6 protein-coding genes are annotated in these 13,022 nt (G+C 43.7%); all 6 read right to left on the reverse strand.

Going from position 1 to position 13,022, the window contains the following annotated elements; all coding sequences use genetic code 11:
• Positions 1-31: 31 nt before the first annotated feature.
• Positions 32-2,785: a substrate-binding domain-containing protein gene (locus NXR94_RS16025; RefSeq protein ID WP_258105688.1), complete on the reverse strand. Its 2,754-nt coding sequence runs from the start codon at positions 2,783-2,785 to the stop codon at positions 32-34.
• Positions 2,786-3,010: 225 nt separating this feature from the next.
• A complete protein-coding gene (locus NXR94_RS16030) occupies positions 3,011-4,507 on the reverse strand; it encodes a glycoside hydrolase family 32 protein (RefSeq protein ID WP_258105689.1) in 1,497 nt (498 codons plus the stop codon).
• The gene (locus tag NXR94_RS16035; RefSeq protein ID WP_258105690.1) at positions 4,504-6,738 is read right to left on the reverse strand and encodes a GH32 C-terminal domain-containing protein; all 2,235 of its coding nucleotides are present in this window, start codon (positions 6,736-6,738) and stop codon (positions 4,504-4,506) included. The genes NXR94_RS16030 and NXR94_RS16035 overlap by 4 nt, the downstream gene beginning before the upstream one ends.
• 82 nt (positions 6,739-6,820) lie before the next feature.
• Complete coding sequence (locus NXR94_RS16040) at positions 6,821-8,089, reverse strand: DUF4960 domain-containing protein (protein WP_258105691.1); 1,269 nt, start codon at positions 8,087-8,089, stop codon at positions 6,821-6,823.
• A 34-nt stretch (positions 8,090-8,123) separates the two neighbouring features.
• Positions 8,124-9,857, reverse strand: a complete 1,734-nt coding sequence (locus tag NXR94_RS16045; RefSeq protein WP_258105692.1) for a RagB/SusD family nutrient uptake outer membrane protein — start codon at positions 9,855-9,857, stop codon at positions 8,124-8,126.
• Positions 9,858-9,875: 18 nt separating this feature from the next.
• Positions 9,876-13,010, reverse strand: a complete 3,135-nt coding sequence (locus tag NXR94_RS16050) for a TonB-dependent receptor (protein ID WP_258105693.1) — start codon at positions 13,008-13,010, stop codon at positions 9,876-9,878.
• Positions 13,011-13,022 lie beyond the last annotated feature (12 nt).

Below are 13,022 nucleotides of genomic sequence, written 5' to 3' on the forward strand. Positions count from 1 at the left end.
ATCCAGATCCTATCGTTTGAAAATTGAATAGCTAGACCTTTTGATTGGCCTTTTGGAATTCCTTTGGGGTCAGGCCAAAACGGCCTTTGAAGGTTGCCGAGAAATACGATGGAGAAGAAAAGCCAACCGCATAACCTATTTCAGCCACAGGCTGGTCCGTGGTGACTAAAAGGAATTTTGCTTTTTTGAGTCTAACGCTCGTCACATAATCCGCAACGCTGTAACCAAGCATTGATTTAACCTTCCTGTAGAGTTGAATTCTCGACATTCCCATTTGATCGCAGATTTCATTGACATCAAAACGGGGATTTCCAATATGCTCCTCAACCAGACTCACAAAATCATTCACAAACTTCTTGTCAAGATTGGGAGCCGTTTTGGTACTCTGCTCTACAGGCAACTCGTGCACATAATGATCCCGGAGTTTTAGCCTGTTAGTTAAGATGGTTTTGATTCGCTCCAATAAGAGACTGAAATTAAAAGGCTTACTAATGAAGTCATCCGCACCTTGCTTTATTGCTACCATCTTTTCCTCAAGCGAATCGTCTGAGGTCATCACCACAAAAGCAATATGTGAAGTACGGTGGTCTGACTTCATCTTCTTCAGTACCTCAGTACCTTTGACTTTTGGCATTTTAATATCGCACAGTATTAAATCTGGTACCTGATCAACCGCAATCGCAATCCCGGCTTCACCATTTTCTGCCTCAAGTACATTAAAATGTTTTTGTAGTTTCCCAGATAAAAACTGACGAAGGTCCTTATCATCCTCAATAATTAAAACCGTTTGATCCAGAGTAATTTTAGGATTCGCTAAAGGTTCAGAATCAGGGTTTTGAAAATTATAGTCAATTTCATGGATATCAATCAATTGACCCTCGGAAACCTTTTCTTTATCTGTTAAATGCTCATCACCCAGAAGTAAACTGACAGTAAACCGTGTACCCGTTCCTTTTTCGCTGGTCACCGATATATTGCCATGATGTAAGTCAATGAGCTCTTTCGATAATGGCAAACCTAAACCTGTCCCATCCACACGGGTTTCATCACCACGATAATAACGCTCAAAGGCACGGGAGAGCTCATCTGCATTCATTCCCGCCCCATTATCCTCGACTATAACATGGACCTGGTTTTTACTTGACTCTACTTCAAGGAAAACCTTTATCCTGCCTCGCTCCGGCGTGAATTTGAAAGCATTAGAAAGAAGATTAAACAAGACCTTATCCAGCATACTTCTATCAAACCAAACCCACAATTCGGGCTCTGACGGATAGAAATCAAATTGATAACTTCCTCTTCGGGCCAATGGTTTAAATGCCTTGACCACATCTGTCGTAAATGCCACGAGATCATAACGTCCTGCCTTAAGAATCATCCGGTTGTTTTCCAGCTTCTGAAAATCCATCAACTGACTAACAAGCCTTGATAATCTCATGGCATTTTGTCGAATGAGTCCTGCATCCTTCCCCACCTTATTGCCATTAGATTCCTGAAGCTCATCTAAATGACCTAAGATCAGCGTAAGAGGGGTCTTAAACTCATGTGACACATTGGAGAAAAAATCAATTTTGGCCTGTATAGCTTCATTTGCCTTTTCAGACATCTCCACCACTTCATTCCTTTGTCGTAAAATTTCCTCATTGCGTCTATTGAGGCTTTTATTGGTCTCACGACGTTCTCGCAACAGTTTTAACGTATATGCAAAAGACAATGCACTTAGCACAAATAAAAAAGCCAATATGTACAGGAAATATTGCTGTGATTTATAAACGACTTTCTGTTGATTGATCTTTTCCACCATGCGGTTGATGTCTCGCTGATGCCCCAGGATTTTATTGGTTTGCATCTTCATTACCCGCACATTGCTACTATCAATAACCGTAGTGGTCAATTCATTTTCTTTATCATAAGGCCTATTGTGAAGGATATCTGATGCGACTTGTATCGCCTTGTCCCCACCAGTTGGGTAAAGGATGGTGGCTTTTAATATGTCATCATAAACGTATTGGATTCCTCCGTTGGGCCCGGCCAACCCATCAATTCCAATGATTTCAATTTCATTTTCCAGCCCCATTTCCTTTAAGACATTGTATACTGCAAAACCCAAAAAATCACTGTGAGCATAGACCATATCATATTTTACCCCATTTTCAAACAGCTTTTTAAATGCCGCTTCTCCGTCTCTGGTAACCCCCCAATCGCCTTCTACTCCACTCACCTTGATATCAGGGTATCCTGAAATCATATCCTGAAAACCCTGATGACGATCGATGAAAGGAGTTGAGCTCTGTATTCCTTTTACCTCAATGATAGCCCCCTTTCCGTCCAAACAATTAGCAGCATACCTCCCCGCTATTTGTCCAATATTGAAGTTATCAGCGCCAATAAAGGAAGTGTAGAAATTGGAGTTAGTCTTTCTATCTAGTAAAACCACTGGCACCCCTCGCTGAAAAGCTTCCTGAACGATTGGAGTTATGGGATCCGCTTCATGAGGGGAAACAATCAGCAAATCAACATTTGCATCCAGAAATTCCCTGATTTGCTTGATTTGCACCGAACTTTCGCCGCCTGCATCTTTGATTTTCAGCTCAAGATCATCATGAAAAGATAATTCCCGATACATCTCCTCCTGCATCGACTGTCTCCAGTTGTCATAGCTGGTACATTGGGAAAATCCAATTTTAAAGGTATTGCGCTGTTCGCTGGCGGGGGAACATCCAAGATAAATCAAAGCAAGAATTAGCCACTTTACTCTTGCAAAGCGAGCAACGCAAAACTTCATCCTACGAGCATTCACTCGAAACATTAATCGACAAGATTGTGCACCCTGATTCATCATAGGCTAATTTACTACGTTCAAAATAGCCGATAAGAGGCTGAAATGTAAGTGTTTGCTAATACTTGTTAACATTTCACTGTTTTGGTTTGAACACAAGTAAAATTAGGTCCTGAAAAAATCAGGACCCACACAACAAACCTATCATCTTATGATGATTATAGATAACACTTACCTGGGTGTTTTTAAACTCAAAGGATAGACCACTACTTCGTCTATTGCCTCCACATCTCCAGCAAATGTCACCTCATCCAGCTCAGCTGATGGAAACATAAGCTGGGTCATGGAAAGTGAACCATTGTTAACAAATAGTTCCACTGAAACCCGGTCTACAAAAACTCTGACTTCATAAATATCTGAATCGAAGGAAGAAGCCAATACTGGATTGAATTGCTCAGAAAAAGAATTTCCCGATACTTTGGACCGATCAACCTTGACAAGGCCATTTCCAAATTCTATCAATAGCTCCTCTCCGCTTTCATTTTGAAATGTCAATTGCAGAGGAGCTTTGACCGACGAAACAAATTTCATTTCGAGTTCAAAAGATTCCTGATCCAGAGAAGTAACTTCTCTTACATCAAGACTAGTTCCCTGACCCCTCAGGTCTTTCAATTCCGTGATTGGCACAGACTTTAGTATATTTTCATTCAATACAAACTCCCTGGCAATGGTCATATTACCTCTACTTCCGGATTGTGGAATTTGATTAGCGTAATTCCAGTTATTCATCCATCCCATAGTAAGCCTTCTTCCATCCGATTCAGGAACTCCAAACCAACTAACCCCGGCATAATTATCACTTCCGATATCCACCCATCTTGTCTGAGCGTCCTGCACTTGATACTCATGACCGTCAAAACTCCCAATAAAATATTGTGTCGCAGATCCTCCATTAGGGCCTCCCGGATTAATGCTTACCAAAAGCACCCACTTCTCCTCACCATTCTCATCCTTTAGCGGAAATAAGTCGGGGCATTCCCAAACTCCTCCATGCGCACCTAAATTCTGACCAAACTCACTTTCCTTTGTCCAGGTAAGTAAATCAGGTGACGAATAAAATTCGACATGGTCCCTGACAGCAAGGGACATTATCCACTTGCTTGTTGACTCATTCCAAATCACTTTCGGATCTCTGAAATCTCTTACACCGGGATTATTTAAGACCGGATTATCGGCGTACTTGGTCCAGGTACGACCTTTATCCATGCTATAGGCTATTCCCTGAGTTTCGTAGTCCTCTCTACCCTGTCTCTCTGCTGCCATATCATGATAGGTAAAAATGGCAACCATTGGAGGCTCCTCTAAAGAACCAAGACCAGAGGTGTTGTTGATATCAACTACCGCACTTCCTGAGAAAATGTAGCCCAACTCATCCGGATACAGTGCAATAGGCAAATGCTCCCAATGGACCATGTCTTCAGAAACGGCATGGCCCCAATGCATTGGCCCCCACTGAAGTCCGTCCGGGTAATATTGATAAAACAAATGATACTCTCCGGCATAGTAAACCATTCCGTTAGGATCATTCATCCATCCAGATTCCGGAGCAAAATGGTATGATGACCTGTATTGATAAGGTATCTTCTCAATGGATTCAATTTCTTTTTGCCTCGACTGACATGCGGCCAGGCCGGCTATCAAAACAATCAGTAATAATTTCTCCTTCATCGTACAATTAGTTTTTTCTTAACAACTGAATCAGCATTTCTTACCAGTAGAAAATAAACTCCGGGAGACACCTCCTCGGGGATGATGAACTGATCATTTTGAATTTTTCTGATAGGTTGGATTTGACCTGAAAGATCAAATAGCTTAACCTCCTCGGTCTCAGGGTTACCCAAAATCAACTTTTCACCTCTTCTTACCGGGTTTGGATAGATTAATTTTTTTTTCTGGTCTAATCCAAGAGGCGTTCCCGTACCGGGATCTTCGGGAAGTACCATATCCTCCACTGAAATCCCCCAAATAGATTTTAAACTCCACGCCTGAAACTCCGGAACCTGTACCAATCCATTATCTGAAAATATGGATATACCCGTAGAGGTCGGTAGGTTAAAAAACAGGGATGTGGTCGAGACTTTATAATCATTGGCCAAAATCTCAACAGAAGACTGATCTACGAAAATGTGCAAATCAAGAATACTATCTTCCGGTATGATGATAGGTGTCTCTGTTATTCGTTTATATGCAAAACTGAAAGGCTTCGTCCCCCGATTGACGGAAAGTACTGAATTATGCGTGTCAAACCTTACTTCAAGTTTGTGGTCGTCGCCTTCTGCCAGGTTTAGACCGAACACCTGATTGTCTCCGGTAATTTTAAACGAAACCTTTAATTCATAGACATTCCAATCCGGTTGGAAACCTGTAATTTCCTGTGTTCCCTCTACACTAAAATTGGACTTGGAATAGGTGACATCCCTAAGCTTTTCTAATTCTACGATCGGCTTCTGGACTAATTCATATCCATTTCCTTCGTTAACAAGGCTCAAAGAGCGTGGAATGGATTCACAGCCTTTCCATGGGTTGGTAGGCACATCACGCGCATAGGTCCAGTTGCCCATCCAGGCCAACCATATTTTTCGGGTATCATCCCCGTCGTAGTTTCTAAAGGACTTACCCGCATAAAAGTCATGTCCCCAATCGGCCCAGTTGGCATTCTCTATTCTCGTATCATATTCATAATCAGAGAAGACAATATGATCTACTAAAATGTGACCCCAACCACCTGTGGCTTCATCCTCTATTTCGATATGTGCTGTTTTACCTGCATGGGCACTTAAGTCAATACCTCTCCACTGGAGAATTTCCGTATCACCGGTGCTGCGAATATTTGCCAGCTCCACACCTTCCGAAATCACTTTAAAGGATAAGCCACTACCTGACCCACCTCCAATTTGCAGATTGATAAATTTCTTTGTTATGGTAAAATCATCGGAAATCATTTTACCTGTTGGTCCATCTCCTCCTAAAAAGGAGTTCACCAATTTATATCCTGTATAACCCATCACCTCCTGCTGATCGGCCAGGGTTCCGGATGCCGGTGCAGAACCAAAGGCCGTACCTTCAACGGTCCATCCAGTGTAGTCGGCTTCAAAATCAGCCAACAGGTCTCCCTTTATCTGATTACCGGTTAACAGATTATCATCTGAAGCCAGGGTGAACTTTGTTCCGTCAAAATCACCTACCCAGTATTGCATACGATTGGGTCCCATACCGCAGGTAAGCACCCATCGCTGGTCATTTACATTCCCGTTCAAAGTCAATTGAAATAAATCGGGCACTTCCCATATTTCTCTCCTTGCTCCACGCCCCTGAAATTTGCTTTTATAACTCCACACCTTTATATCTGATGAGGTGTAAAATTCGATGGCCCGGTCAATCGGTTTTGTGATGACCATGACCCATTTTGAAGTTGGCTCATGCCAAAAAACCTGCGGATCCCTAAAATCAGCCTGGTTGCTCTGGATAACCGGATTTCCATTGTAATAGTCAAAAGAACCCTGATCAAGGCTCACTGAAATAGCCTGATGCTGAACACCCGTATTATTATCATTAAGCGTGTAAACGGCGATCATTGCGGTATCCTCCGCCGTGTTAAATCCTGCAGTATTTTCAAGGTCTACCGCCACACAGCCTGACCAGTTACCATAGCCAGAAGGGGTTCCTTTCAATGCATTGCTGGTCAGTTCCTGCCAATAAACCATGTCATCCGAGATCATATGCCCCCACCAATAAAGGTGATAGGTGTCACTGAACTTATTAGGACCGTTGGGGTCGCCCATAAATCCAGTCCTCGGAGTGGCATGAAACTGCGGTCTGTACAATTCTGCATACCGAACCTGTGCAGACAGATGCATTGAGAAAATGGTGAATCCTAAAATTGCTATATATCTGATCATATTGAAATCAAAAAGTCCCGGGGCCACCCACGAAAGATGCCTTGCGACACCGGGACTATTGGTTAAGGTTTTACACTAATTACTATTCGAAAGACAGGTCTGCCAGGTAAAGCAGCGTGTTCTTGGTAAGTACTTTAATGTTATCGCTATTGCTTACATCGCCAACATACCAATCATATGTTCCACTTAGTGCAGTAATCACTGCTCCTTTGGTTCCAGTGGCCGGCCACATGATCATTTGTCCCTCGTTCTCCCCACAATTAGTTATCAGGAAGCTTGCACCAGTCAAAGATTCAAAGCTCGCAGCTCTGTCTTCAATTGGATCGGCATCTCCATTTGGAGCCCATGGACCAAAGTCAAGGTTATACTGGTTAGATCTGTTCTTCTTCAAGGTACCTGACGCCAACATTTCGAAGAATGGAGATGGACATCCATCTGCCGCACCCACTGTTATGTTTTCAAAAAGTGGGCTTGTCTGCTCTCCAGACCACACAACTCCCCATGAAGCATCTGTGGCGCCATCATCCACTGTCAGACCTCCCCAAGAGTTGTTTGGAGCATAATCAGCTGAACTTACAACGCCTAATTCATCCACAATTGAGCCGGCAAAATTGCCCAAAAAGATGCTGCCTCCTGCCTCATAATAAGTTTTCACTGCAGCGATAAAGTCAGTAGCTAATTGATCACAAGGTGTATCAAATCCGATACCTGCTTCACTGATGATACAGTGATTGGTGTTATTAGGAAACTGGGCTACTTCGCCGCCCCACCAGCCCCCATCGAACTGGATCCAGATAGCATGATATGCACTAAGATCCGCTCCTCCGGCAACAGCCTCGATGGAGAAATAAGCCAACTCCGTAGAAGGAGAAACCATGCCTTCAGCAAACCATGTTGCCGCGGCTTTATCATCTTCCAAAGTATAATCAGACCCCGCTAACGCATCCCATGCCGCAGTGGTATTCTCTGATGCAACTCCTATAAAAGCCAGTTTTCTGAGGTTTGCACTCGCTACAGTTACGACATACGCAGAAGTGATTTCTCCAGACTGGTCTGTTACCGTGAATGTAACAGGCTCTGTAAAGTCTACTTCCGAACCTGAAGCAGGTGATACGGTTGCACCCTCAGAAACTACGATGGTTGGTTTAAGGGTTGTAACATCTATACCTGCCTCCAACTCTAATTCTATAGTTTTGGCGGATTCGTTGATCGATCCACTTTCTGAATCAATTGAAAAGCTTATGATTGAAGCCTCTCCGGGTTTGATGTCGTCACCGTCAGAACATGATGTAAAAGTACATAGCACGACCGCAACAGCGACCATCAATAATCGATGCATTCTCATTTTCATTGTTTTACATTTTTAGGTTTAGTAAATCGTTTAATTAGTTATATCCATTGTTTTGCTGGTATCTTCCGTTGCTTAAGTTTATCTGCTGTTGTGGGATAGGAAGGTATTCATGTTTTCCTTTCACAAAGCCCGCAGTACTGAGGTATTCTCGCTTGTTTTTCTCCATCTGGAAGTATTCACCTAAAGTTTCCGAAGCGACTCCCCATCGGACCAGATCAAAGAACCGATGGCCTTCCATTGACAGCTCCAATCGCCTCTCCCAGCGAAGAGCCTGGCGCGCATACTCCTGCGTCCAACCGGTTGAAGTGTAAGGCTCAATGCTATAGTCGGACAGGTCATTACCGAGATTATCCACAAGTAAGGTGGTACTGCTCTTCGCCCTGTTCCGGATATCATTGATAATTGGTAATGCCTCATTCTGTCTACCCAGTTCAATCAGGGCCTCGGCTTTCCAAAGCAACACATCAGCATAGCGCATCAGGATGGTATTCTTGGAACTGGACATAAATGGAGGAAGCCTTTCAAAACAATCACAGTTAGGGGAAACATTTTCCTTTAGCGATGAATAAGGTCCATAAATACCCGGTTGTCTTGCCCAGTCCGCCTCTGTGTAAATAATGGATGTTTCATATTTCCATGGTTTGCCGGGCTGAGCTACTGTATGATCCAGCCTCGGGTCTACAGTATTAGTACCCAGGTCCAAATCGGCATCATTATAGGTATCAAATAAAGGCAATCCGTTTACATCTGTTTTGTAGGCATTGACAAGGTTTTGACTTGGAATATGGAACCAGCAACAGCCAAACTCAAGGCTCATCGGGCTATTTAGCATAGCGCTATAATCTATATTACCCGTATTGGTGCCATCATCATGTGACCGTTGAATGGCCCAGACAGACTCAGGACCGTTTTCGTTCTCCCACAAAAACGGATCAGCAAAATCCCCTTCCAAACCAAATTTTCCTGAAGCGATCACTTCATCTACCAGGGTGACCACCTGCTCCAGAAGTGGCTGGTTAATATTCACCACTTCATGGGTTTCATTTTGCTCATAGGCCTGATAAAGAAGCACTTTAGCCAGGTAAGCTTTAGCAGTAAACTTATTTGGTCTTCCTACTTCAGATTGTGACGCTGGCAGATTGTCTGCTGCAAAAGCCAAATCCGCTGCAATCTTACCCCAAAGCTGATCGCTTGTAAATTCTGTATTTGAAATAACCTCGATATCCGCTGCAGAGGCATTCTCATCAATCCAGGGGATTTGCTTATAAAGTATCTTCAGATCAAAATAGTAATGCGCTCTCAAAAACCTCATTTCAGCAGTACGTTCGGTTTTCCTGGCATATTCACCATCCTCCATTTCATTGAGCCTCGCCAGGGCATTGTTGGTTCTTGAAATACTGGTGTAGAGTCGCTCCCACTTTTTATTGTTCAAATCACCCAATGCCGATGGTGCATAGGCACTCATATCAGGCTGAATGGTAGAAAAGACTTCCATGGCATGATAGATCGCTATGTCAGCCGGACCATCACCGCCCTTATAGGCGTCTCCTCCTCTTAGATCACCCCAGGGCCACAACATATTGGGCACAGAGTAATGGTCATTCCCAAGCATAGCGTATGCGGAAATGATCAGTCCATCAATATTTTCAGGAGAATTCAGCTCTTCGTCTGAAATCGTTCCCTGAGGCGAAACCTCCAGGAAGTCACTACATGAATTGATCATGAAGGCTCCTGTCAATAGAATAAATAAATGTCTTAGCTTTTTCATTTTCTTCATGTTGTTTGTTTAGAAACCGACACTGATCCCCGTGGTGTAGATCGCCGGTATAGGGAATGCATAGTTTGGATTCTCCGGATCCGGAGCTGTGAATTCCTTGTTTTTGAATGTCAAAAGGTTTTGTCCCTGAATGTATACCCTCAGGCTACGCATACCTATCCTTTCAAGTGCCGGGGTTCCGAGTGTGTATCCGATCTGAACATTTCTCAACTTGAGATAGGAAGCATTTTCAATAAAGTAGGTAGAAACACGTCCCTCGTTATTTGAATCCACTGCCGTAAGCCTTGGGATATCAGATCCTGTATTTGTTGGTGACCATGCATCAAGGGTTCTGCTGCCCCAGTTAGTTCCCGGCCAAAGGGAGGCAAAGTCGGTGTAGGTTTTGTATGAATTGTAATAGTCAATACCGCTTACACCCTGTACAAATACGGTAAAATTGAATCTCTTGTAATTGGCGTTCAGATTCAAACCATAGGAAAGTGACGGATCAGATGTACCAATAAAAGTCTGGTCATTGTTATCAATCACACCATCTCCATTCAGGTCTTTATACCTGATTCGCCCTACTCCTTTTCCTGGTTGAGTAACATGCGCATCTACTTCTTCCTGATTTTGAAAAAGCCCGTCTGTTACATAACCATACATCGAGTTGACAGAACGGCCAATCAGATTCACCCCCAGCAACTCTGTTTTGGCATCATTCGGAACCGCCCCACTCAAAGGAGTTCTTACAAACAGTTCCTCCGGCATACTCACCACCTCATTTTTCAGCGTGGCTATATTTCCCGTAATATCGAAGGATACAGGACCAATTTCATCCTCATAAGTAAGCGCTGCCTCAATACCACTGTTCTTGATTGTTCCGCCATTCACAAACTGTCCGCCAGCCTCACCTACTGCCGCAATCAATGTTCTGAAATACAGGATGTCACTGGTTTTCTTTTCAAAGTAATCCACTGACCCTGAAAACTTTGAGAACAAGAAATCAACACCAAAGTCAACCTGGGTAGTTGTTTCCCATTTCAAATCATCGTTGGCTTGCTGACTGGCGATGTATCCTGATGGTAGTTCTCCGATATCCTGACCTGCGATATCGTAGGCCGTACCCAGGCTTGGTCGGTATTCGGGCGGATTAGGGTTATCCCAAATTGCATCCTCCTTACCATAAACGGGTCTGTAAATGTTATAAACCGCCAGTGGGTCTATCTCCTGATTACCATTTTGCCCCCAGCTTGCTCGTAATTTCAAGTCAAAATCCGAGGCAACGAGATTTTTCAAAAATGGCTCTTCACTAATTCTCCAGCCTATAGAGGCAGCTGGGAAGTTTCCATAACGATTGTTCCTTCCGAACCTGGACGAGCCATCCCTTCTCAAGGTAAATGAAGCCAGATACCTGTCATTGAAAGCATAATTCACTTTTCCGAAGAATGACATTAGCGCCCATTGCGTACCGCCACCTGCATTTAGCTGATTAGCAGAACCAGAACTTAGATACGCATAATTCGGATCCTCGCTAATAAATCCCTCTCTTGAGGCATTGTACCATTCGCTGGCATATCGAATTTGCTCAGCACCGGCAAGGAAATTGAGTCGATGCTTTTCCAGCTCCAGATCGTAGGTAGCAGTATTGGACCAAATCCAATTGCCTCCTAAACTTGATTGGCTTGACACTTGATTGTCCGGCTCAGAAAGGAATCCCGAAACATACTTTTTCCGAATAGCTCTGAGATAAAACAAGCTATAATCAACAGCAAAGTTTGTTTTGAAAGTAAGGTTTTTAAGGGGATTTAATGCGATATAGGCGTTTCCAAAAGGACGAATGTATTTATACCTGTTTTGTTTGTTGTCCTCAATTAAACGTACCGGATTTTGACGATCAGTCATACCCGAAACCGGACCACCCCATCCCCCATCGATGGTATGCACAGGCACAATGGGATGCTGAACCAAAGACGTAAATAATATATCCCCGGCATTAATTTGAGTTTCTTCCTGAAGAGAAATCTGGAAGTTCTCTCCAATGGTCACCAGCCCATCTCTGAAGCTATAATCACTATTAACCCTTACATTGATTCGCTCAAAATTCGTTTCCTTGACAATGCCATCATGGTCATAATAACCCAGCGAAAAGAGCACATTACCATTCTTTCCTCCATTCGATACATTCAGGTTGTAGGACTGCAACAGAGAAGTCTGAGAAATTTCATCAAACCACCTGGTATCCGAAGGGTACATGGTTTGCGCAGCATCCAGATATTCGTAGGTACCTACTGAGCCCAATATCGGGTTATTCAGGTCCCCATTCCACGTATAATCATAGATCGGGCTAACGGGATTAAGACCGGCATTTACGGCAGCCTGCCAATAAACCTTTCCTCTTTCCGCAGTATTTAATGGATCCATCTTGGTCGTGTATTGTTGCAGCGACCAGTTAGCATCCAGGTTGATTTTCACACCCTGATCTTTTCCTCTTTTTGTCGTAATGATGATCACCCCATTGGCGGACCTCGACCCATAAATACTTGCCGACGCAGCATCTTTCAGCACCTGGACTGACTCAATGTCGGCCGGGTTGATTTCATGCATTCCGGCTTTGGTTGGAACCCCGTCGATTACATAAAGCGGATCATTGTTATTGAGTGTACCGGTACCTCTGATTCGGACCGTAGCTCCGGAGCCGGGCGATCCATCGGTTGTGATAGATACACCCGGCACCCGACCTTGTATGTTTTTCATAATGTTACCGGCTGGAAGGTCCTCAATTTCTTCCAGGTCAACCACAGCTACTGCTCCGGTTAGATCCTTCTTGCGCTCAGCTGTATAGCCAACTACCACCACTTCAGAAAGAGACATCACATCGGGGTTGAGCAAAACATCAAACGAAGTGCGTCCTGCAGTATTCATCTCCAAAAACTGGTATCCCACAAAAGAGACCACGAGTACACCGTCTGTATCAATGTCTAACCGGAACTGCCCTTCAATATCCGTAATCGTTCCTTCGGTGGTTCCTTTCAGGGCAATGGTAGCTCCAGGTAAAAGCTCACCCGTATCAGAGTCCCTCACCACTCCCTGAATGGTTCTGGATTGTCCATACACCAGGGCCGGCAACAGACATAAGGCACATAAGATTTTTCGAAAATTCATTATCATTATCGT

Origin of the sequence: Marinoscillum sp. MHG1-6, assembly GCF_024714475.1 — a bacterium.
Taxonomy (GTDB): domain Bacteria; phylum Bacteroidota; class Bacteroidia; order Cytophagales; family Cyclobacteriaceae; genus JAMZMI01.